Origin of the sequence: Amycolatopsis decaplanina DSM 44594, from assembly GCF_000342005.1 — a bacterium.
Lineage (GTDB): Bacteria > Actinomycetota > Actinomycetes > Mycobacteriales > Pseudonocardiaceae > Amycolatopsis > Amycolatopsis decaplanina.
This window is the reverse complement of record NZ_AOHO01000048.1, coordinates 615478-638092: the sequence shown is the minus strand read 5'-3', so window position 1 is coordinate 638092 and position 22615 is coordinate 615478. Positions and strand designations below refer to the sequence as shown.

The following is a 22615-nucleotide window of genomic DNA, read 5'->3' as shown; positions in this document are numbered from 1 at the left end:
GAGCAGATCGGCGGGGCCGTGGGTGGCGGAGTGTGCCCACCACCCACGACCTTCCGCGCCGAGCAGGGTCACTTGAGGTCCGCGTCCGCCACGACGAACAGTTCGGAGTGCGGCTTGGCGTTGCCGAAGGACCCATGCGGCCAGGTCTTCCGGTTGAAGTTGATCCCGACCTGTCCGGTGAATTCGTCCCGGAAGTTCTGGTCGACCGCGATCTTCCCGTCCTCGCCGAGGTTCAACAGGTTGACCTTGTGGTCACCGTCCAAACCGGACCGTGCGACGAAGTAGTTCGACACCGCGAGGTGCCGCGGCTTGTCGGTTTCGTGGTAGTACCCGTCGTCACCGAGCACGAAGTTGTCGTACGCGCCCCAGTGCGGGCCACCCCCCGGCGTTCCCGGGTTGATCGGCGCCGCGCCGACGACGGTCGGCAGGTCGCCGCCACCGCCCTGCTGGGACTTCTCCTTCGTGTCGATCCGGCCCTTGATGTTCTCGACCTTGTCGCCGGCGGCGAGCAGCTTCTGGATGTCGAGGATGTACACGCCACCGGTGGTGCCAGGGTCGTCCGGGCCGAGCGCGCCCTTGGACCGTCCGGTGATGGCGCGGTAGAGGTACCTGTCGTCGGGGCTGGTCTGGATCCAGCCACCGTTCGACCCGCCGCCGTTGGAGTCGTTGTTCGGGTGGATCGCCTTGTTCGCGGCGCCGTCGTCGAACACCTGGATCCAGTGCGGCTCCTTGGCGGTGATGTCCGGCGTGTAGAACACCGCGCCGCCCTGCATGGTCTGGGCGAACGCGCCCTTGTGACCGGGCAGGTTGGTCACCGTGGTCTCCATGACCGCGCGGCTCTCGGCGTGCAGCGGGTCGGCGGGATCGGCCCTCGGACCGTCCGGCAGGTACGAGACCGCCTTGAGCTTCGGCTTGTTGCGGTCGGAGATGTCCCAGGTGCGGACGGTCGGACGCCGCAGATACGGCGACGGCTGCTTCACCGGGTCGAGGATGATGTTGCGCGGCTCGGCGTAGTCACTGGTAACGAGAGTGTTGAGGTCCTCCCGGGCCTGGATGCCGTGCGGGTTGGCGCAGGTCGGCTTGTCCAGTTGCGGGAGGTTGTCGCACAACTTCTTGTTGTCGCCCTGCGGCGTGGCGGCCGGGGATTCGGAAAGCACCTGTGCGTTCTGGTCGAAGCGGACGACCTCGCCGGGGCTGCCGGCGAAACCGTTGCCCACCACGGTGGAACCGTTGGCGTAGGTGTGCGGGCCCGGCACGACCGGGCCGCCCATGTACGTGCCGTACGCGGTGCCGTCCTTGAGCACCCAATACGCGTCCGGCACGGAACCGCCGAGGGTCTGGGTCGGGAGGCTGACGCCCTTGAGCTTCAGTCGTGGCAACGCGGAGACGTCGAAGGCGTACGTCGCCGCGGCGAACAGCGCGCCAGCGTAGATCGTGTCACCCTTGTGCCACACGTACTGCATGTGGTGCGGCTCATTCTCGACGAGCGGTCCGACGGTGGCGGTGTTGACGACCTTGCCGTAGGTCGGCGAACCCTGCGTCGCGTCGATCACGGCGAGGAAGTCCGGACCGGGCAACGCGTTCTTGAACTTGTTCAGGCCGCCGCCGAGCGAACCCGGCAGGTTCTTGATGTCCTTGACCACGGTGTCGGCGATGTTCTCGTCGCCGGCCCAGACCAGCAGCCACTTCTTGCGCCCGCCGTCCGCGCCCCGGGACGCCGCGACATCCTTGGACACCAGGTGGTTCTGGACCCAGTACTCCTTGCCGTCGGCCGCCTTCTTCGCGTCCTTGACGACCTGGACGTCGGCGTAGGCGCTCGTCGTGGAGCCGGTATAGGTCACCGTGCCTACGGCGAGCGTCGCCGCCAAGGCGCCTATCACCACTTTTTGCCACCTGGGCGAGTTGGATAGCATTCTTTCTCCCTCTTTTCGCTACCGAAGCGCCAGACAACCGGCACATCTCTCCCCCATTTCGCGCAGGCGTCACCGGCACGGATCAAAGGGAAAGCAATCGACCGCGGGTTCAAGCAGGGAACCATTGCGGCACAGCGGAAAGTGTCAGCGCGCGAGGAACGGGCGCATCCGTTTCGGATACGCGAATTCAGTTACGCCGCGACAAGCCCGGAATAGGTCAGGAATCCATACACAGCGCGCTTGCTTGCTGCCGCAAGTCAACGTGCCGGCGCCACACCAAGGCGACTGGGGATCGCATGGGCGGAATACTCGTGCGAAGGCGCCCGAGTGTCAATCTCGTGATCAAAGAATGGGACATGCCACAGCAGGGTGAATTTCCCACGATGCGGAAGCGTCATTAGTCCGTACGAGTGGCCGTTTTCCGCGCACTGAGATTAGACCACCTGGCGGCACTACCGCAGGTCACAACGGACCAGTAACCCACATCGAGCGAACAGCGGTGCCGTTATGGGTTCGTTACACGATCTCGGCAAGTCGACAGCCACCGGGCCCGTTCAGAAGAGCGTTGGCCGTTGCCACTCTCGCCGTACTCGCCGCGATTCCCGCGCCGGCCCAGGCTTCGGAGCTGAAGGCGCCATCCGAGTTCGTCGCGCTCTCCGATGTCACGCCGACGATCCTGCATGAGATCCGATACCAGCGGGGAGCACAACTTCGTCGGCCGCAGCGCGCCGTCGACCACTTCGTCCGGTGGGCCAAGGACCTCTAGAACGAGAAGATGAAGGCGGAGTTCGCCGACGGGTACATCGCGGGGAAGTCCGGGCACAGCCGTGGGAGCACGGTGGACCTGACGATCGTGAGACTGCCGCCCCGGCCGCAGCGCCCATATCGGCCGGGCGAGACGCTGATGCTCTGCTTCGCGCCGGACCGGTTCCCGGACAACACGGTCGACATGGGCACCGGGTACGACTGCTTCGACACGCTCTCGCACACCGACGACCCGCGGATCACCGGCGAGGCCGGGCGAACCGGCAACTCCTCAAGGCACGCTCGCGGCGGCCGGGTTCCGGGAACCTCGCCGAGGAGTGGTGGCACTACACGCTCAACGGGAGCCGTTCCCGGGCACCTACTTCGACTTCCCCGTCTCCCGATACTCCCTGACCTGCGCCCCCTCCCCCGCGGATCGCGATTAGGGGGCTGAACGCAAGTCAGGCCGCCCACCCACCAGATCACGATTAGGGGGCTAAACGCAGGTCGCGCCGCCTGCGGGCGGAGCGCGATTAGGGGGCTAAACGCGCTCCGGACGGCGGTCAGGCGGGGCCGCACAGGGCTTGGTGCTTGAGGGTCGCCAGCGCGTCGTCGATGGGGTGCGGGGACTCCTCGGCATCCGGCTTGCGCCACCGCACGAGGTTCATCGCGGCGGAGAACTGCCGTCCGCCATCGGCGCGGGTCCAGGACATCGTCAGGGCTCCCCACACCGTGCCGTCGTGCCCCCAGAAGGTGCCGTGACCCGGGATCTCGGTCTTGTACAGGCCGAGGCCGTAGTCGATCAGCCGCCCGTCCTGCGCGATGACCGGGACCAGGCGCTGCATCTCCGCCAGCGACGACCGGCTGACGATCTCTCCATCGAGCAGCTTTCGATAAAAGCGGTTGAGATCCCCGACGGTCGAGATCAGACCTGCGCCGGTCATCACCCAGGACATGTCGTAAACGCTGTAATCGCGCGGCGGATCGATCGCACCGAACAACGCCTCGTACATCCGCGAGTGCGGTTCCTCGATCTTCGGGCCGGCCGGAAACCCGGTGTGCGTGAGGCCTGCGGGCTTGATGATGGCTCGGGAGATGTGCTCCTCCACCGGGGTGCCGGTCAGGTGTTCCAGGAGCTCGCCCAAGAGCAGGTAGTTCGTGTTGGAGTAAATGCCGGGCGTACTCCCCGGCTCGCCGGTGGCGGGCGCGCCGACGCCCATCGCGATCAACTCGGCCGGCCGAAAGGTCTGGAACCGGTTGTCGTCGAGGCTCCCGGGAGCGAACTCCCTGAGCGACGGGAACGCGTACGGCAGATACTCCGCGAGGCCACTGGTGTGGTTGAGCAGCATGCGGATCGTGATCTTCCGGCCGCGCTCGCCGGGGACCAGCCGAGGCAGGTAGTCACCGATCGGCGCGTCGAGTTCGAGTCGCCCGTCCTCGACCTGTCGCAGGACCGCGGCGGAGACGAAGGTCTTCGTGACGCTGCCGACGCGCTGCCGCATCCCGGGCTCGACGGGGCGGCCGGTTTCGAGGTCGGCGACTCCGGCGGCGCCACGCCAGATCCGCTCGCCCGCACGCACCTCGGCGAACGCGCCCGGCACACCGGCCCCGTGGACGTCGTCCAAGGCGGACCGCAGGTATTCCATCGAGGTGGGCGTCGTGTTCTCGGCTGTCACAAGGGGTTCCATGTCGACCATCTTTTCGGCCGACGGCCCCGGGATCGCCCGCCATCCGTCGCGCATTCAAGCGGATCCCGCACCGATCGTCGCCCCCAAGTCCCCGTCAGATCGCGTTTAGCCCGCTAAACGCGCTTGGGCGGGAAAAGCGAAGCGCCCCTGGCCGGGAGCCAGGGGCGCTTCGGGTGGAGCTGGGTGGATCAGCGGAAGTCGCGGCCGAAGTCGTAGTCGTCCAACGGCACCGCGGCGCCCGGCGTGGAGCCGAACACATCCGGGGTGTAGTAGCCGTCGTCGTAGGACGGGATCGCGTAAGCGGCGACCCGCGCCTCCTCGGTCGGCTGCACCTGGATGTTGCGGTACTTGTTGATCCCGGTACCGGCCGGGATCAGCTTACCGATGATCACGTTCTCCTTGAGGCCCACGAGCTTGTCCGAGCGGCCGTTGATGGCCGCGTCGGTCAGGACACGCGTGGTCTCCTGGAACGAGGCCGCCGACAGCCACGAGTCCGTGGTCAGCGAGGCCTTCGTGATCCCCATCAGCACCGGACGACCCGAGGCCGGCTCGCCGCCTTCGGCGACCGATGCCCGGTTCTTCGCCTCGAACTTGGTCCGCTCGGGCAGCTCGCCCGGCAGGAAGTCCGTGGCACCGGAGTCGATGATCGTCACGCGGCGCAGCATCTGCCGCACGATGACCTCGATGTGCTTGTCGTGGATCGACACACCCTGCGCCCGGTACACCTTCTGGACCTCGTCCACCAGGTGCATCTGCGCCTCGCGCGGCCCCATGACCCGCAGGACCTCGTGCGGGTCCGGCGTGCCCTCGAGCAGCTGCTGGCCGACCGCGACGCGGTCACCGTCGCCCAGCGGGCCGTTCGGGGTGTTCGCGAGCCGCTGACGCTTGGACAGCTTGTCGAAGACGATCTCTTCGCTGCCGTCGTCCGGGATCAGCGTGATCTTCCAGAACCGCTCGCTCTCCTCGATGCGCACACGGCCATCGACGTCGGCGATCGGCGCCTTGCCCTTCGGGACCCGGGCCTCGAACAGCTCCTGGACACGGGGCAGACCGGTCGTGATGTCGTCACCGGCGACACCACCCTGGTGGAACGTACGCATCGTCAGCTGCGTACCCGGCTCACCGATCGACTGGGCCGCGACGATACCCACGGCCTCGCCGACGTCGACGAGCTGACCGGTCGCCATGGACCGGCCGTAGCAGGTGGCGCAGATACCGACGGCCGACTCGCAGGTCAGCACCGAACGCACCTTGACCTTGGAGATCCCGCTCGAGATGAGCTTGTCGATCGCCGGGTCACCGATGTCGTCACCGGCGTTGAGCACGACGTTGCCCTTGGCGTCGACCGCGTCGGTCGCCAGGTTCCGCGCGTACACGCTGGTCTCGACGTGCTGGTCGCGCAGGACCTTGCCGTCGCCGATGTCCTCACCGATCGGCATGTTGATACCGCGGGTGGTGCCACAGTCGATCTCGCGGACGATGACGTCCTGCGACACGTCCACCAGACGACGGGTCAGGTAACCCGAGTCGGCGGTACGGAGCGCCGTGTCCGCCAGACCCTTACGGGCACCGTGCGTCGCGATGAAGTACTCCGCCACCGACAGGCCTTCACGGAAGTTGGCCTTGATCGGACGCGGGATGTACTCACCCTTCGGGTTCGACACCAGACCACGCATACCGGCCAGCGACCGGACCTGCGTCATGTTGCCCGCCGCGCCCGACTTCACGATCATCGCGATCGGGTTGTCGTCCGGCAGCGCCGTCTCCATGATCTTGTGGACCTCTTCGGTGGCCTGCGTCCACACCTTGACGAGCTCGTTGTTGCGCTCGGCGTGCGACAGCTGACCACGCTGGTACCGCTTCTCGACCTGGTCGGCCTTGCCTTCGTACTCGTCCAGAATGGCCTTCTTGCCTGCCGGGACGAGCACGTCGGAGATCGCGACCGTGACACCCGAACGGGTCGCCCAGTAGAAACCGGCGTCCTTCAGGCGGTCCAGGGTCTGCGCGACCTGGGTCATCGAGTAACGCTCGGCGAGGTCGTTCACGATCGCGGCCTGACGCTTCTTCGGCATCGGCTCGTTGATGAACGGGTAGTCCGCCGGCAGCAGCTCGTTGAACAGCACGCGGCCCAGGGTGGTCTCGGCCAGCCAAGCCTTGCCCGGCTCCCAGCCCTTCTCCGCGAGCGCCGCTTCGTCGGCCTTGGCGGGCTGACGGTCGGTGATGCGGATCTTGATCGGGGCGTGCAGGCTCAGTGCCTTGCGGTCGTACGCCATGATCGCTTCGGCCGGCGACGAGTACGCGAAACCCGCGCCATCGGCGTTCTCGTTCAGGCGGGTCAGGTGGAACAGACCGGTCACCATGTCCAGACGCGGCATGGCGAGCGGGCGGCCCGACGCCGGCGAAAGGATGTTGTTCGCCGACAGCATCAGGATGCGGGCCTCGGCCTGCGCCTCCGCGGACAGCGGAAGGTGCACGGCCATCTGGTCACCGTCGAAGTCCGCGTTGAACGCTTCACAGACCAGCGGGTGCAGCTGGATGGCCTTGCCTTCGACCAGCTGCGGCTCGAAGGCCTGGATACCGAGGCGGTGCAGGGTCGGCGCACGGTTCAGCATCACCGGGTGGCCGGTGATGACCTCTTCGAGCACGTCCCACACCTGCGGCCGCGAGCGCTCCACCATCCGCTTGGCGGACTTGATGTTCTGCGCGTGGTTCAGGTCGACCAGCCGCTTCATGACGAACGGCTTGAACAGCTCGAGCGCCATGTCTTTCGGCAGACCGCACTGGTGCAGCTTCAGCTGCGGACCGACGATGATGACCGAACGGCCCGAGTAGTCGACACGCTTGCCGAGCAGGTTCTGGCGGAACCGGCCCTGCTTGCCCTTGAGCAGGTCGGACAGCGACTTCAGCGGACGGTTACCGGGACCGGTGACCGGGCGGCCGCGGCGGCCGTTGTCGAACAGCGCGTCGACGGCCTCCTGCAGCATCCGCTTCTCGTTGTTGACGATGATCTCGGGCGCGCCGAGGTCGATCAGCCGCTTCAACCGGTTGTTCCGGTTGATGACCCGGCGGTAGAGGTCGTTCAGGTCGGAGGTGGCGAACCGGCCACCGTCGAGCTGGACCATCGGGCGCAGGTCCGGCGGGATCACCGGGACGGCGTCGAGCACCATGCCGCGCGGGTCGTTGCCGGTGGCCTGGAAGGCCGCGACGACCTTGAGCCGCTTCAGCGCGCGGAGCTTCTTCTGCCCCTTGCCGTTGCGGATGGTGTCGCGCAGGCTCTCGGCCTCGGCCGCGACGTCGAACTCGGTGGCCAGCTTCTGGATGGCCTCCGCGCCCATGCCGCCGGTGAAGTACTCGCCGTAGCGGTCGACGAGCTCGCGGTAGAGCAGCTCGTCGGCGATCAGCTGACGGGTGTCGAGCTTGGTGAAGGTCGTCCAGACCTCCTCGAGACGGTCCAGCTCGCGACCGGCGCGGTCACGCAGCTGACGCATCTCGCGCTCGCCGCCTTCCTTGACCTTGCGGCGGACGTCGGACTTGGCGCCCTCCGCCTCCAGCTCGGCCAGGTCGGCTTCCAGCTTCTGCGCCCGTGCCTCGATGTCCGCGTCGCGCTTGGTCTCGAGGTTCTTGCGCTCGACGCCGATCTCGTTCTCGAGGGTCGGCAGATCGTTGTGCCGCAGCTCGGTGTTCACACCGGTGATCACGTACGCCGCGAAGTAGATGATCTTCTCGAGGTCCTTCGGCGCCAGGTCGAGCAGATAGCCCAGGCGGGAGGGAACACCCTTGAAGTACCAGATGTGGGTGACGGGAGCGGCCAGCTCGATGTGGCCCATCCGCTCACGGCGCACCTTGGCGCGGGTGACCTCGACGCCACAGCGCTCGCAGATGATGCCCTTGAAGCGGACCCGCTTGTACTTACCGCAGTAGCACTCCCAGTCCCGGGTCGGGCCGAAGATCTTCTCGCAGAAGAGGCCGTCCTTCTCGGGCTTGAGCGTCCGGTAGTTGATGGTCTCCGGCTTCTTCACCTCGCCGAAGGACCACTGACGGATGTCGTCGGCGGTGGCGAGGCCGATGCGGAGCTCATCGAAGAAGTTGACGTCCAGCACGTCTTTACATCCCCTTGGGGTTGATGCGACTAGAGGAGTTGGCGAGCGGAGGCGGGAGCCTTGGCGGCTCCCGCCTCATCGCGGGTCAGTGCACGACGTCGTCCACCGAGGGCGACTCGTTGCGGGACAGGTTGATGCCGAGGTTGGCCGCGGCACGCTCGAGGTCCTCGTCGTCGGAGTCGCGCATCTCGATCGCGGCGCCGTCGCTGGACAGCACCTCGACGTTGAGGCAGAGCGACTGGAGCTCCTTCAGGAGCACCTTGAACGACTCCGGGATACCCGGCTCGGGGATGTTCTCCCCCTTGACGATGGCCTCGTACACCTTGACGCGGCCGACCACGTCGTCCGACTTGATCGTCAGGAGCTCCTGCAGGGTGTACGCGGCGCCGTACGCCTGCATCGCCCAGCACTCCATCTCACCGAAGCGCTGGCCACCGAACTGCGCCTTACCACCCAGCGGCTGCTGCGTGATCATCGAGTACGGACCGGTGGACCGGGCGTGGATCTTGTCGTCGACCAGGTGGTGCAGCTTCAGGATGTACATGTAGCCGACGGAGACCGGGTACGGGTACGGCTCGCCGGAGCGGCCGTCCAGCAGCGTGGCCTTGCCGTTCTGCTTGACCATGCGCTCGCCGTCGCGGTTCGGCTTGGTCGCGCCGAGCAGCCCGGTGAGCTCCTCTTCCTTGGCGCCGTCGAACACCGGGGTCGCGGTGTTCGTGCCGGGATCGACGTCGTAGAGCTCCTCGTTGAGGTTCTTCGCCCACTCCGGGTTGCCCTCGATCTTCCACCCCTGCGACGCCAGCCAGCCCAGGTGAAGCTCCAGGACCTGGCCGATGTTCATACGACGCGGGACACCGTGGGTGTTCAGGATGATGTCGACGGGCGTGCCGTCCTCCATGAACGGCATGTCCTCGGCGGGAAGGATCTTGCCGATGACACCCTTGTTCCCGTGGCGGCCGGCGAGCTTGTCGCCCGGCTGGATCTTCCGCTTCTGGGCCACGTAGACGCGGACCAGTTCGTTGACGCCCGGGGGCAGCTCGTCGTCGTCCTCGCGCGAGAACACGCGGATGCCGATGACCTTGCCGGTCTCACCGTGCGGCACCTTCAGCGAGGTGTCGCGGACCTCCCGGGCCTTCTCGCCGAAGATCGCGCGGAGCAGACGCTCCTCCGGGGTCAGCTCGGTCTCACCCTTGGGCGTGACCTTGCCGACCAGGATGTCGCCGTCGCGGACCTCGGCACCGATGCGGATGATGCCGCGCTCGTCGAGGTCGGCCAGGACCTCCTCGGAGACGTTCGGGATGTCCCGGGTGATCTCCTCGGCGCCCAGCTTGGTGTCGCGGGCGTCGATCTCGTGCTCCTCGATGTGGATCGACGTGAGCACGTCGTCCTGCACCAGGCGCTCAGAGAGGATGATCGCGTCCTCGTAGTTGTGGCCCTCCCACGGCATGACCGCGACGAGGAGGTTCTTGCCGAGCGCCATCTCACCGTTCTCGGTGGACGGGCCGTCGGCGATGACCTGCCCCTGCTCGACCCTGTCGCCCTCGTTGACGATCGGGCGGTGGTTGAAGCAGGTGCCGTGGTTCGAGCGACGGAACTTGTACAGTCCGTAGCTCTTCCGCGTGCCGTCGTCGTGCATGATCGTGATCAGGTCGGCCGAGAGCTCCTCGACCACACCGGCCTGCTCGGCGACGAGCACGTCACCGGCGTCCACCGCGGCACGCAGCTCCACGCCGGTGCCGACCAGCGGGGCCGAGTTGCGCAGCAGCGGAACGGCCTGACGCTGCATGTTCGCGCCCATGAGCGCGCGGTTCGCGTCGTCGTGCTCGAGGAACGGGATCATCGCCGTCGCGACCGAGACCATCTGCCGCGGCGAGACGTCCATGTAGTCCACGTCCAGCGGGTCGATCAGCTCGACCTCGCCGCCCTTCTTACGGACCAGGACGCGCTCTTCGACGAAGGTGCCGTCGTCCGAGATCGGCGCGTTGGCCTGCGCCTTCACGTAACGGTCTTCCTCGTCCGCGGTGAGGTAGTCGACCTGGTCGGTGACGCGACCCTCGACGACCTTGCGGTACGGGGTCTCGATGAAACCGAACGGGTTGACCCGCGCGTACGAGCAGAGCGAACCGATCAGGCCGATGTTCGGGCCTTCCGGCGTCTCGATCGGGCACATGCGGCCGTAGTGCGACGGGTGGACGTCCCGGACCTCCATGCCGGCGCGCTCACGCGACAGACCACCCGGGCCGAGGGCGGACAGACGACGCTTGTGCGTCAGCCCCGACAGCGGGTTGTTCTGGTCCATGAACTGCGACAGCTGCGAAGTGCCGAAGAACTCCTTGATCGCCGCCACGACGGGACGGATGTTGATCAGGGTCTGCGGCGTGATCGCCTCGACGTCCTGCGTGGTCATCCGCTCGCGGACGACGCGCTCCATCCGGGACAGACCCACGCGGATCTGGTTCTGGATGAGCTCGCCGACGGTGCGGAGACGACGGTTGCCGAAGTGGTCGATGTCGTCGGTCTCGACCGGGATGACCTGGTCGCCGACGGTCGCCTTGTCCTCACCGGCGTGCAGGCGGACCAGGTACTCGATCGTCGAGACGATGTCCTCTTCGGTCAGCGTCCCGGTGTCGTACGGCGTGGTCAGGCCGAGCTTCTTGTTCAGCTTGTACCGGCCGACCTTGGCCAGGTCGTAGCGCTTCGGCTTGAAGAACAGGTTCTCCAGCAGCGTCTGCGCGCTCTCCTTCGTGGGCGGTTCGCCCGGGCGCAGCTTGCGGTAGATGTCGAGCAGCGCCTCGTCGGTGCCGGCGGTGTGGTCCTTCTCGAGGGTGGCGAGCAGCGTCTCGGAGAACGAGAAGCGCTCGCGGATGGCCTCGGTGGTCCAGCCGAGCGCCTTCAGCAGCACGGTGACCGGCTGGCGGCGCTTGCGGTCGATGCGGACGCCGACGGTGTCGCGCTTGTCGACGTCGAACTCGAGCCAGGCACCCCGGCTCGGGATGACGCGGACGTTGAAGACGTCCTTGTCCGTGGTCTTGTCGACGCTGGTGTCGAAGTACACACCCGGCGAACGGACCAGCTGGGACACGACGACACGCTCGGTGCCGTTGATGACGAAGGTGCCCTTGTCGGTCATCACCGGGAAGTCGCCCATGAAGACCGTCTGGCTCTTGATCTCGCCGGTGTTGTTGTTCACGAACTCGGCGGTCACGAACAGCGGGGCCGCGTACGTCATGTCCTTGTCCTTGCACTCCTCGACGGAGGCCTTGACCTCGTCGAAGCGCGGGTCGGAGAAGGACAGCGACATGGATCCGGAGAAGTCTTCGATCGGCGAGATCTCGTTGAGGACCTCTTCCAGGCCGCCGACCGGGTTTTCTTCACCTTCTTCGACGCGGCGTTCGAACCACGCCTCGTCGCCGGTGAACCATTCAAAGGACCTGATCTGCACGTCGAGCAGGTTCGGGGTGCTGAGCGGCTCGCGAATCTTTGCGAAGGAGACCCGCTTGGGGGCTCCCGGGATTCCCGTGGACTCCGAGCGAGATACAGCCGAGGTGGTCGCAGCAGTGGCCTGGTTCGCGGGAGAGACTGCCAAGATGCGTCCTTCCGGGGACAATGAGCGGTGAGCAGCCGCGTCAGCAACAGCTGATGCGGTCTGTCAAGGGTGCCGTGTGCCCACTATCCTAACTACCGGCTCCGGGCAGCCTGAAAGAGGGCAGCGCAAAGAAGCAGTCTAGCCCGAACGTCGCGGTCTGTCCAGGGGGCGCTCCCGATGGGGCCCAGCCTGCATCGCAACGTCTTCAGGTATGCCTCTCCTCGGCCTCCCCGGACCGTCCCTCCCGCAAGGGCACCGCCGGTTCTCACCGTTGCCAGTAAGCGTGACCCCACAGGGGCTCTGAGTCAAGATGCCGCGCGGTGGTCCCGCCGGTTGGCGCAGCGTCGAAGAAGCTCCGCACGGTGTGCTTCACAGGACGATCATTCTGGTTACCGCCCAATACCCGCAGGTGACGGCGTTGGGGCGCCGACCTGCGGTTAGCGGGCTAAACGCGATCCCGTGGAGGGGGTGCTTCGGAGAGTCACCGGGTTGGGGGCGGGGTGTTCTGGAGCGTCTTCGGGTGTTCCGGGGCGTGTGGCGGTTGTGATCGGTGAGTCTTCTGGTGCGGGGCACAGGAGAGGCCCCCGGATCGCGTTTAGCCCGCTAAACGCGATCCGCTCGGAGAGCCCGGGGGCCTGGGGGCGTGAGTGGCGATTCGGGTTATTGAGGCGGAAGGCAAACGTGGGGTGTTGCGAAAGCTTCTTTCGCCACCTTCGACGTTGTGAAAGAGGCTTCCGCGACGTCGGTGGAGGCGGGGCCGCATGGTCGGCCAGGTGGGTCGGCGCGTGAAGGCCTTCACCTACTTCAGGCGACCTGAGCGGCGGACCGTAGCGGTGCTCGTGAGTGGTGGGGACGGTTCTAACCGTCCCCACCACTCACGACCACCAGACGCACCAGGTGACCGTCACGCCGGGCGGATCGCGTTTAGCGGGCTAAACGCGACTCGCGCGGGGTGTGGGCTGGAAGAGCCGTGAAGGCCTCCTTGAGGGACTCTGGGGCCCTCAAGGAGGCCTTCACGGACAAGCACGAGCGCGGCGGACCTGCGTTTAGCGGGCTAAACGCGATCCGGCGGGGTCACTTCGAGGGGGCCGGGGAAGCAGGGGGTGAGGCGGGGGCCGAGGAAGCGGCCGGGTTGGGCGGAGCGGCGTAGGTGTTCATCGCCGTGATCTTCCACTTGTCGCCCTGCAGCTCCGCGTTCAAGTGCAGCTGCGCGCTCCCGGCGGTGGTCTTGTTCGTGTCGGCCCGCGTCGAGCTCTGGTCGACGAACACCATCACGTCGGCCCGGTCGCCCTCCAGCCGGATGACGGCGCTGCGGGTGACCTTGCAGGTCACGACCATCTTCTGCTGCGGGGCCAGCCGTTTGACCTCGCCCATCAGCAGGTTGTACTTCGCCCGCACCTCGTCGTTGACCAGCAGATCGCCCGCCGCGGTCTCGGTCTTCGCGATGTTGTTGTAGTCGTACGAGAACAGCGCCTCGGTCGCCTTCGCGACCTGGTCCTTGACCTGCGCGGTCTTCGCGACGTCCAGCAGCGCCGTGTTGTTCGTCGAGCTGGAGACGTCGTCGGCCTGGATCTTGAAGAGCACGGCGGTCGCGGCCAGCAGCAGCCCGACGACGACCAGCGCGCCCGCCAGGATCAGCTGCCTGGAGCCCGGTTTCTTCTCGGCCGCTGAAGCCTCTGAAGCCTCCGAAGGCTCCGAGGCGACCTCGGCTTCGGCCTCTTCGATGTCGTCTGGCTTCTCTTCGGCGGCCGCACGGACCTTCGCACGCGGGCTCGGCTTCGCGACAACCTCGTCGTCGGGAGCTTCGGGAGCGTCGGGCGCTTCAGGAGCCTCGACAGCGGCCACCTCAGGCTCAGCAGTGTCCTCAACGGACTCCACGACCTCAGGAGCCTCAGCGGCCTCGACAGGTTCGGGTTCAGGCGCAGGACGCGGAGCCGGTCGCGGAGACGGACGGCGAACCGTCACCGGCGTCTCGTCGGCCTCGACCTCCGAAACAGGCGCTTCCGAGGCGGAAGCGGGAGCAGGAGACGCACCGGGCCGTCGCAGACCGGCCACCCGGGGGCGGCGCACCGGCGGAGTGCTGCGAGGGGGCTGGCGACGGGAGGGGGGCACTACGTGGCTCCGTTCTAGGTGACGCTCTTACTGACCGGCCGCGACGAGGGGCACGTTGTCGATCCCGGACAGCTTCCACTCATCCCCGACCCGGGTCATCGAGACCTCCAGGCGCAACGCCTTCGAGCTCGCCTTGTCGCCCTGGGTGACCTGGGTGGAGATGGCGGCGAGGAAACTCGCCTTGCCCTCGTGGTCGTCGAGTTCCTCGACCGCGATGTCCTGGATGGTGGTCACGACCTTGGTCTTCGCGTCGCCGAGCGCCTTGCGGTAGGTCGGCTCCAGCTGGGCCAGCTGCTGGCTCATCTTGTCGTCGGAGACGGCCTTCTGCTTGTTGAAGAACTCGTCGAGGTTCTCGAAGTCGACCTCGGTGTACGCCTTGATCGCGGTGCCGCCCGCCTTGACCACCTCGTCCCGCGAGCGCGCCAGGTCGGCGTTGTCGTCCGACGCGGCCACGGCCCACATGACACCGAAGATCGCCGCGGCGACGAAGGCCGCGAGCGCGAACGCCGCCGCCCCGAGGACCAGGGTCCGCGATCGAGAAGAACTCATGACGCTCCAGGTTAGATATACGGTCTCGGGCTCAGCCGGGCAGGCCCAGCAGCGTGCCGAGGGTGGGCAGGCTGACCCCGGGGCTCTGCAGGACGCTCGGCATGCCCTGCGCCGCGCGCAGGCTGGCCAGTTCCTCGGCGGAACGGCCGGCGTTCGCCGCGACGTCGCCTTCCGACGGGATCTGCGGGACCCCGTTGTACGGCACGTTCTGCGAACCGCGCACGTTGATCGGGCTGCCCTTCGGCTCGGCGCAGTACGCGTCGTCCTTCGGCGCGCGAGGCGTCGTGTCGGTGCCTTCGCGGTACTTGTCGAGTCCGATGTAGCCCTTGGTGCACGAAGGCGGGTTGAACAGGTTGAGCGCGAGGCCCAGGTGCGCGGTGCCGTCGTTGGCGACGCTGTTCGCGCCCGCCGCCAGCATCGGATAGGTCACCAGGCCCTGTTCGAGCCCGTCGAGCCGGGTCACCAGCAGGTTCGACGTCGTGAGCAGGTTCGCCGTCAGCGCGCCCAGCCCCGGTCCGGATTCGGCGAGCACCGAACTGATCTGGTTCGCCACCTGCGGGGTGATCCCGATCAGCCGACGGATGTCGGCGTCGGAGTTCTTCAGCGTGCCCGAGAGCTTGTCGAGGTCGGCGCTGAACGACTTCATCGAGCTCGCCATGTCGTTCTGCGTTTCGAGGACCTGTCCGCCCTTTTCCAGCAGCTGGACGGTCTGCGGCAGGTACTCCTGCGCGGTCGTGGTGAAGCTCCGCGCGGTGTCGAGCAGCCGCTGCAGGTCCGGGCCGGTGCCGTTGAAGGCGTTGTACGACTCGTCGACGACCTTGCGCAGCGAGTCGGTCGGCACCGACGCCGCGAGGCTGTCGAGGTCGCCGATGAGCTGCTCGGTGGGCACCGGCGTCTTGACCTTGTCGGCCGGGATGACCGAACCCGAGTTCAGGAACGGTCCCTGCTCGCTCTTCGGCCGCAGGTCGACGAACTGCTCACCGACCGCCGACCGGTTCGCGACCACGGCGTCCAGATCGGCGGGCACCTGCGGGGCGTCCGGCGCGATATTGAGGTCGGCTTCCAGTCCGGTCTTGGTCAGGCGCAGCTCGCCGACCCTGCCGATGTTGAAGCCCCGGTACGTGACCTCGGCGTTGGTGAAGATGCCGCCCGATTGCTTGAGCTGCAGCTTCACCGTGTAGCCCTCGTCGCCGAAGACCTGGCCGAGCCCGGCGAACCGGATCAGCGCGTACACGATGAAGACCACGGAGATGATCGCGAACGCGACCAGCTGGATCTTCGTCCTACGAACCAGCATCAGCCGGCACCTCCCGACAGCACGCCGAAGATCCCGGCGGGTCCGGTCTGTCGCGGCTGCCCGCCACCCTGCGGCGCACTCGCCTGGCCGGTCTGGGTGCCGCCTACGCTGTCCGGGATCGGCAGCGGCGGGTTCGCGCCCGGCCCCTCGGTGCCCCCGGTCAGTCCCGGCACCGGGACGATGTCCTTGAGCCCGTTCTCACGGCTGCGGCCGAGGTTCTTGAGGATCTCGTTCAGGTTCAGGTCAACCTTCGCGAACAAGTTGAAGTAGTCACCCTTGACCCCGTCGTAGGCGGCGTCGCTGAACGGGAAGGTCAACAGGATCTCCAGCGCCTTCGGCAGATCCGAGCCGGCCTCGCCGAGCTTCTGCAGCGTCGGCTGAAGCGCCTTGAGGTCGGCGACGAGGTCTTCCTTGCTCTTGTTCACCGTGTCGACGGCGACACCGGAGAGGTGGTTGAGCGCGTTCAGCATGGTCACCAGCTGGCCGCGCTGCTGCTCCAGCACACCGAGGCCGGGACCGAGGTTGTCGACCGCGCCGACCAGCTTGTCCTTCTGGCCGTTCAGCGTGGACGAGAGCCGGTTCAGCCCGTCGAGTGCCCGCGTGATGTTCGCGGACTGCCGGTCCAGGTTCGTGACCAGCTCGTTGGTGTTGTTCAGCAGCGCCTTCAGCTCCGGCGAGCGGCCGCTGGTGGCGTTGTTGAGTTCCTTGGTGATGGTGTTGAGCTGTTCGACCCCGCCGCCGTTGAGCAGCAGCGAAAGCGCACCGAGCAGTTCTTCGACCTCGACGCTGCGGTTCGTGCGGGCCAGCGGGATCACCGCGTTGTCGGCGAGTTTGCCCTGGCCGTCGGCGGGCGCGGCCAGCTCGACGTATTTCTCACCGAGCAGGCTCGACTGCCGCACGTTGGCGAGCGCGTTCGCCGGCAGCTTCACGTCGCCGTTCACCCGGAGGGTGACTTCGGCGTTCCAGCCGTCCTGGGTCAGTCCGATCGCTTCGACGCGGCCGATCGAGACCTCGTTGACCTTCACCCCGGCCTGCGGGGTCAGGTCGAGGACGTCCCGGAACTGCACCTTGACCGTGTAGGGGTGGTCACCGAGTTCGGCGCCACCGGGCAGCGGGACGTCGTAGATCCCGCTGAACCCGCAGCCGCTCAACGTCAGCGCCGCGACGGTCCCGGAGGCGATGAGAGCGAGTTTCTTCAGTGTCTTTCGCGGCACTCCGTGCTCGTCGGCTGAGCTCTGCGCCATGAGTCCTGTTTCTTTGCAGCTCATCACTTCGCCGCCGTTCCGTAGAGCTGACCGGCGATGGGGAGCGGAAGCGGCGGCAACTGGCCCGCTTGCGAGGACTGGATCACCTGCGCGATCGACGGCAGCGGCACCAGCCCGTCGACCAGTCCGGCGATCCCCTTGCACGCGTCGCCCAGCGCGTCGAGCGCGTCCGGGGTCTGCTTGAGCAGGTTGCACACCATCACCAGCGGTGGCTGGGTGAGCTCGTTGAGGTTGGCCCGCGCGTCGAGCGTGCCCGACGAGGCGTTGTAGGTGTTGACCAGGTTCCCGAGGCCGACCGGGGCGACGTCGAGAATCTCGGCGAGCGCGCCGCGCTGGTCCACGAGCACCTTGGTCACACTGGCCAGCTTGTCCACATTGGACTTGAGCCGGTCGCGGTTCTTCTCGATGAACGCCTGCACCGCGGTGAGCGTGTCCGACAGCTGCTTCACCGTCGCCGAGAGGTTCTCCCGCTCCCCCGCGAGGAATCCGCTGACGTCGGCGAGCTGCCGCTCGAAGTCGCGGACCTGCTTGTCGCTGTTCACCAGCGTCTGCGAGAAGGAGCCGAGGTTCTCGACGGTCTTGAACAGGTCGTCCTTGTTACCCGACAACGTGCCCGCGGCCTGGCCGAGCTTCGTGATCGTGTCGTGCAGCGCCTGCCCGTTGCCGTCGAAGTTCTTCGCGGCGGTGTCGAGCAGATTCGACAGCGAACCGTTCTTGTTGGCGCCGTTGGGCCCGAGCGACTTGCTGACCCGGGAGAGGCTGGCGGCGAGCTCGTCGACCTCCAGCGGGACCTCGGTGCGGTCGAGGCCAATGACGGCGCCGTCGGCGATCCGCGGGCCGCCCTTGTAGGCGGGGGCGAGCTGCACGTAGCGGTCACTGACCAGCGACGGCGACACGATGATCGCCTTCGCGTCCGCGGGCACCGCTACCGAACGGTCGTACTCGAGTTCGACGCGGACCTGGTTGCCCATCGGCTGGATCTTGGTGACCGTGCCCATGTCCACACCGAGCATGCGGACACTGTTGCCTTCGTAGAGGCCGACCGTGCCGGCGAAATACGCGGTCACGTGGTTGCGGCCGGCGTCCTTGAGCGTCCACCACAGCGCGCCGGCGACGACCAGCGCGAGCACGATCGCGATGGTGAAGCCACGAGCCAGGCCGGCTCCGAGACGGGTACTCATTTCTCGTAGCACCCCTTGTCGTTGATCGGCCCGAACGACGGCAGGACCAGTCCGCAGATGTAGTTGTCGAACCAGCGGCCGTTGCCGATCGTGTTCGTGAACACCCGGATGAACGGCGCGAACCGCGCGATGCCCTGGCCGAGGGCGTCCTGGTTGCGCTGCAGCATCGAGGTCAGCTGGTCGAGCTGGGTGAGCACCGGGTCGAGCTGCGCGTCGTTGTCGTCGACCAGGCCCTTGAGCTGGGTGGCGAGGTTGCGCGAGCCGTCCAGCAGCGCGGCGATCGCGTCCTTGCGACGGGACACCTCGCCGAGCAGCTTGTTGCCGTCGGCCAGCAGCTTCTGGAACTCGGCGTCACGGTCGACGAGCGTCTGCGAGACCTGTCGCGTGTTCGCGAGCAGGTTCGCCAGCTGCGAGTCCCGCGAAGCGATGGTGTCCGAGAGGCGGGAAAGGCCGTTCAGGGCGCTCTTCACGTCCGCCGGGGTCTCCGCGAAGGTCTCCGTGATGACGTCGAAGCTCTTCGCCAGCTGCGTCGTGTCGATGTCGTCGACGGTCTGCGAAAGCCCGCGGAAAGCGTCGAGGACGTCGAACGGCGACATCGTGCGCTCACGCGGGATGGTCGCGCTCGGGTCGAGCGTGCGCTGCCCCTGCGGGTCGAGCGCCAGGTACTTCTGGCCGAGCACGGTCTTGATCTTGATCGCCGCGCTGGTCTTGTCGCCCAGCCAGGCGTCCTTGACCTTGAAGGAGACCCGGACCTTGTCGCCGTCGAGCTTGATCTCGGAGATCTTGCCGACCTTCACGCCGGCGACCCGGACGTCGTTGTCCTCCTGCAGGCCCGAGGCCTCGCTGAAGTCCGCGGTGTAGGTCGTCCCGCCGCCGATGACCGGCAGGTCCTCCGAGTTGAGCGCGGCGATGAAACCGAGCAGCAGCACCGAGATGCCGACCAGCGCGATCGGGATCGGATTGCGTTTCTGGAACGACTTCATGCCGTGCACCTCGCCCGGTTCACCGGCAGCAGCGGCAGGTCGATCGGCGCGTTGATCAGCGGAGGCAGGGCGACGGCCCCCTTCAGCTCACAGGCGAAGAAGTTGAACCAGGAGCCGTAGTCGGCCGTGCGGGTCAGCGCCGTCACCTTCTGCGGCAGGAACTGGATGAAATGCTCGACGATCGGCTGGCTGTCGTTGAGGTTCTTCGTCAACGTGCCGAGCGCGGCGATGTCCTGCTTGAGCGGCTCGCGGGCCTCGCCGAGCAGCCCGGAGGTCGTCTGGGCGAGGGTGCCGAGCGAGTCGATGGCGTCACCGATCGGCTCGCGGTCCGCGGCCAGCCCGGAGACCAGCTGCTGCAGCTTGACGATCAGATCGTTCAGCTGCGGCGTGTGCGCGTTGACCGTGTCGAGCACCGAGTTCAGGTTGTCGATGACCTCGCCGATCACCTTGTCCTTGTCGGAGATCGTGGTGGCCAGCGACGCGGTGTGCTTCAACAGGCTTTCGATCGTGCCGCCCTCGCCCTGCAGGACCTGGATGACCTCGTAGGACAGCTTGTTGATGTCGTCCGGGTTGAGCGCGGTGAACAGCGGTTTGAACCCGTTGAACAGCTGCGTCAGGTCGAGCGCGGGCGTGGTCCGCTCCAGCGGGATGTTCCCGCCGGGCTCCAGGTTCTTCCCCGACGAATCGGTGCCCTGCCCGAGCGAGACGTAGCGCTGGCCGACCAGGTTCCGGAACTTGATCTGCGCGGTGACCCCGGCGGGCAGCTTGCGGCCGGCGTCCACTTCGAACTCGACCTCGGCCTGGCGGCGGTCGACGATGCGGACGTCCTTGACCTGCCCGACCCGGACGCCGGCGATGCGGACGTCGTCGTTGGGCAGCAACAAGGTGGCGTCGCTGAACCGTGCCTTGTAGGCGTTGGTGCTGGTGGTGTTCACGTTGGCGATGCTGATCCCGAGGATCGTCGTGAACAGCACGGTGACCACGATGAAGGCGCCGAGTTTGATCAGCGGAGCGAGCAGTCCCCTCACTGGACGTGCACCTCCGCCCCACGGTAGAGCGGACCGACGAGCAGCGATCCCCAGCCGGGCACGTCCGAGGCGGACATGCCGACCTGCGGGGCGACCAGCTGCGCGAGGAAGTCCGATTCGGACGCGCTGTAGGACGGGCTACCGCCGGGCGCTCCCCCGCCGTTGTAGCCGCCTACGTTCGCGAAGCCGTTCGAAGGCGAAAGGCCGTCGTTGGCCGACCGCGCCGGCGGTTTGACCGTGCTGCCGTCCTTGATCGGGCCGTCCGGCGGGTACTGCGGGAATGGGTCCGGGAACTGCTTCAGGTCGTAACAGCGCGGACCGCGTTTGTCCTCGAACCTCGGCTCGTCCTTGCCCGGCAGGTACGGCCCACGGTTGACGGTGATCTCGATGGTCGCGTGCAGACCGGGCCGGTTGGTCCCCTTGCCGAGCGCCTTGTCGATCTTCGGCAGGTTGTCCGCCATCTGCCCGATCACGCACGGGTACTCCGGCGCGTACTTCGCCAGCAGCTCCGCCGTCGGACGGGCGGTGTCGGCGAGCCGGATCAGGTTGTCGGCGTTGTTCCGCAGGAAGGTCTGCAGATCGACCGAAGCCTGGGTGACGCTGCCGTAGAGGTTCGCCAGGTTCATCTTCTGGTCCACCACGGTGCGGGTGGTGGTGCTCAGGTTGTCCAAGGTCTGCACCAGATCCGGGGCGACGGCGTTGAGGTTGTCCGAGAACTTCGCGAGCTCCTTGAGGTTCTGCTGGAGCTGGGGTTCGTGCGGGTTCAGGTCCCCGACGTAGGTGCCGAGCTGCGCGAGGGTGTCGCCGAGCTGGCCGCCGCGGCCGTTGAGCGCGCCTGCGATCGCCGAAAGCGTGCTCGACAGCTTCTGCGGCTGGACCGCCTGCAAGACCGGCATCAGATGGGCGAAGGCCTGCTCCAGCTCGACCGCGCCGGACGTGCGGTCCTGCGTGATCACGTCACCCTCGGCGATCGTCTTCGACGAAGGCACGTCCGGGATTTCGAGGGAGACGAAGCGCTCACCGAACAACGTCTTCGGCAGGAATCGCGCCGAAACGTTCTGGGGAATCAGTTTCGCCGACTCCGGATTCAGTGCGAGCGTGAGTTCGGCGCCGTCCGGGGTCGCGGCGATGTCCTTCACCGAACCGACGATGAGGCCGCGGACCTTCACGTCGGACTGCTTCAGCAACTGGTTGCCGATGTTGCCGGACTGGAGCTTCACGCTCACCACCGGCGTGAAGGCCTTCTGGTACAGCGCGATGCTCAGCGCCACCCCGCCGACGAGCACGGCGACCAGAAGCAGGCCGAGCAACCTGCGCCGGACTGTCGCGATCATCCTGCGATCCTCACCGTGACGTCGGTTCCCCAGATCGCGAAACCGATGAAGAAGTTCATGATGGACACCGTGACGATGCTCAGCCGGACCGCCTTGCCGACCGCCACGCCGACACCGGCGGGGCCACCGGAGGCCCGGTATCCGAAATAACAATGGGACAGGATGATCAAGACGCTGAACAACAGCACCTTGATGAAGGAATACAACACATCCTGTGGTGGTAGGAACAGGTCGAAATAATGGTCGTAGGTACCCGCTGACTGGTTGTAGATGTAGATAACGACCAACCGGGACGCGAGATACGAACTCAGCAGGCCGATGACGTACAGCGGGATGACCGCGACGAAACCGGCGATGATCCGCGTGGTCACCAGGTACGGCAGGCTCGGCACGCCCATGACCTCGAGCGCGTCGATCTCCTCCGAGATCCGCATCGCACCCAGCTGGGCGGTGAACCCGGCGCCGACCGTCGCCGAAAGCGCGAGACCGGCGACCAGCGGGGCGATCTCACGGGTGTTGAAGAACGCGGTCAGGAAGCCGGTGAAGGCCGAGGTGCCGATCGAGTTCAGCGCCGAGTAACCCTGAAGACCGACGAGGACACCGGTGAACAGGGTCAGGCCGACCATCACGCCGACCGTGCCGCCGATGACGGCGAGCGAGCCGGAACCGAAGCTCACTTCGGCGAGCAGCCGCAGGACTTCTTTGGTGTAACGACGCAACGTCCGCGGCGTCCACAGCAACGCGCGGCCGTAGAACGACATCTGGTCGCCGAGACTGTCCAGAGTCTGCAAAGGACGGTTGGCGACCCCCTTGGCGCGTGTAAGGAAGGTCATGC

15 protein-coding genes are annotated in these 22615 nt (G+C 66.8%); 1 reads left to right on the top strand and 14 read right to left on the bottom strand.

The window, feature by feature from the left end; translation table 11 throughout:
• Nucleotides 1-68: 68 nt before the first annotated feature.
• A complete protein-coding gene (locus tag H074_RS15680) occupies nucleotides 69-1868 on the bottom strand; it encodes a hypothetical protein (RefSeq protein ID WP_007031022.1) in 1800 nt (599 codons plus the stop codon).
• A 610-nt stretch (nucleotides 1869-2478) separates the two neighbouring features.
• On the opposite strand from H074_RS15680, the gene H074_RS42360 reads away from it, so the two are divergent.
• Entirely contained in the window at nucleotides 2479-2679 is a 201-nt protein-coding gene (locus H074_RS42360) for a M15 family metallopeptidase domain-containing protein (RefSeq protein ID WP_007031021.1), read from the top strand.
• Here H074_RS42360 and H074_RS42355 read toward each other — a convergent pair.
• From H074_RS42355 to H074_RS15615, 13 genes are all read right to left on the bottom strand, one after another.
• Nucleotides 2676-2864 (bottom strand): hypothetical protein, encoded by a 189-nt coding sequence (locus tag H074_RS42355; RefSeq protein ID WP_420805382.1) that lies wholly within the window; start codon nucleotides 2862-2864, stop codon nucleotides 2676-2678. The two genes, H074_RS42360 and H074_RS42355, sit on opposite strands and share 4 nt — an antisense overlap.
• Nucleotides 2865-3220: 356 nt before the next feature.
• Entirely contained in the window at nucleotides 3221-4345 is a 1125-nt protein-coding gene (locus H074_RS15670) for a serine hydrolase domain-containing protein (RefSeq protein ID WP_051071945.1), read from the bottom strand.
• 188 nt (nucleotides 4346-4533) lie between these two features.
• Nucleotides 4534-8445, bottom strand: coding sequence for a DNA-directed RNA polymerase subunit beta' (locus H074_RS15665; RefSeq protein ID WP_007031018.1), 3912 nt, complete (start codon nucleotides 8443-8445; stop codon nucleotides 4534-4536).
• An 85-nt stretch (nucleotides 8446-8530) separates the two neighbouring features.
• On the bottom strand, nucleotides 8531-12031 hold the full coding sequence (gene rpoB / locus H074_RS15660; RefSeq protein WP_039922458.1) for a DNA-directed RNA polymerase subunit beta: 3501 nt from the start codon (nucleotides 12029-12031) through the stop codon (nucleotides 8531-8533).
• Between the two features lie 1074 nt (nucleotides 12032-13105).
• Nucleotides 13106-14086: a hypothetical protein gene (locus tag H074_RS15655; protein ID WP_039922456.1), complete on the bottom strand. Its 981-nt coding sequence runs from the start codon at nucleotides 14084-14086 to the stop codon at nucleotides 13106-13108.
• A gap of 84 nt (nucleotides 14087-14170) precedes the next feature.
• The gene (locus H074_RS15650) at nucleotides 14171-14692 is read right to left on the bottom strand and encodes a hypothetical protein (protein WP_007031015.1); all 522 of its coding nucleotides are present in this window, start codon (nucleotides 14690-14692) and stop codon (nucleotides 14171-14173) included.
• Nucleotides 14693-14723: 31 nt separating this feature from the next.
• Nucleotides 14724-15989 (bottom strand): MCE family protein, encoded by a 1266-nt coding sequence (locus H074_RS15645; protein ID WP_007031014.1) that lies wholly within the window; start codon nucleotides 15987-15989, stop codon nucleotides 14724-14726.
• Nucleotides 15989-17233: an MCE family protein gene (locus H074_RS15640; protein WP_007031013.1), complete on the bottom strand. Its 1245-nt coding sequence runs from the start codon at nucleotides 17231-17233 to the stop codon at nucleotides 15989-15991. Before H074_RS15640 ends, H074_RS15645 begins: the two co-directional genes overlap by 1 nt.
• Nucleotides 17234-17256: 23 nt before the next feature.
• Nucleotides 17257-18435: an MCE family protein gene (locus H074_RS15635; RefSeq protein WP_007031012.1), complete on the bottom strand. Its 1179-nt coding sequence runs from the start codon at nucleotides 18433-18435 to the stop codon at nucleotides 17257-17259.
• Nucleotides 18432-19418, bottom strand: a complete 987-nt coding sequence (locus tag H074_RS15630; protein WP_007031011.1) for an MCE family protein — start codon at nucleotides 19416-19418, stop codon at nucleotides 18432-18434. The genes H074_RS15635 and H074_RS15630 overlap by 4 nt, the downstream gene beginning before the upstream one ends.
• Nucleotides 19415-20446: an MCE family protein gene (locus H074_RS15625; protein WP_007031010.1), complete on the bottom strand. Its 1032-nt coding sequence runs from the start codon at nucleotides 20444-20446 to the stop codon at nucleotides 19415-19417. The genes H074_RS15630 and H074_RS15625 overlap by 4 nt, the downstream gene beginning before the upstream one ends.
• The gene (locus H074_RS15620) at nucleotides 20443-21780 is read right to left on the bottom strand and encodes an MCE family protein (protein ID WP_007031009.1); all 1338 of its coding nucleotides are present in this window, start codon (nucleotides 21778-21780) and stop codon (nucleotides 20443-20445) included. Before H074_RS15620 ends, H074_RS15625 begins: the two co-directional genes overlap by 4 nt.
• Nucleotides 21777-22613, bottom strand: a complete 837-nt coding sequence (locus tag H074_RS15615) for an MlaE family ABC transporter permease (protein ID WP_007031008.1) — start codon at nucleotides 22611-22613, stop codon at nucleotides 21777-21779. The genes H074_RS15620 and H074_RS15615 overlap by 4 nt, the downstream gene beginning before the upstream one ends.
• Nucleotides 22614-22615: the final 2 nt, after the last annotated feature.

Excerpts from the sequence above, each read along its gene's own strand:
- H074_RS15615 (WP_007031008.1), bottom strand. The coding sequence starts at position 22,613 with ATGACCTTCCTTACACGCGCCAAGGGGGTCGCCAACCGTCCTTTGCAG.
- H074_RS15645 (WP_007031014.1), bottom strand. The coding sequence starts at position 15,989 with ATGCTGGTTCGTAGGACGAAGATCCAGCTGGTCGCGTTCGCGATCATC.
- H074_RS15630 (WP_007031011.1), bottom strand. The coding sequence starts at position 19,418 with ATGAAGTCGTTCCAGAAACGCAATCCGATCCCGATCGCGCTGGTCGGC.
- H074_RS15650 (WP_007031015.1), bottom strand. The coding sequence starts at position 14,692 with ATGAGTTCTTCTCGATCGCGGACCCTGGTCCTCGGGGCGGCGGCGTTC.
- H074_RS15640 (WP_007031013.1), bottom strand. The coding sequence starts at position 17,233 with ATGGCGCAGAGCTCAGCCGACGAGCACGGAGTGCCGCGAAAGACACTG.
- H074_RS15670 (WP_051071945.1), bottom strand. The coding sequence starts at position 4,345 with ATGGAACCCCTTGTGACAGCCGAGAACACGACGCCCACCTCGATGGAA.
- H074_RS42355 (WP_420805382.1), bottom strand. The coding sequence starts at position 2,864 with ATGTCGACCGTGTTGTCCGGGAACCGGTCCGGCGCGAAGCAGAGCATC.
- H074_RS15635 (WP_007031012.1), bottom strand. The coding sequence starts at position 18,435 with ATGAGTACCCGTCTCGGAGCCGGCCTGGCTCGTGGCTTCACCATCGCG.
- H074_RS15620 (WP_007031009.1), bottom strand. The coding sequence starts at position 21,780 with ATGATCGCGACAGTCCGGCGCAGGTTGCTCGGCCTGCTTCTGGTCGCC.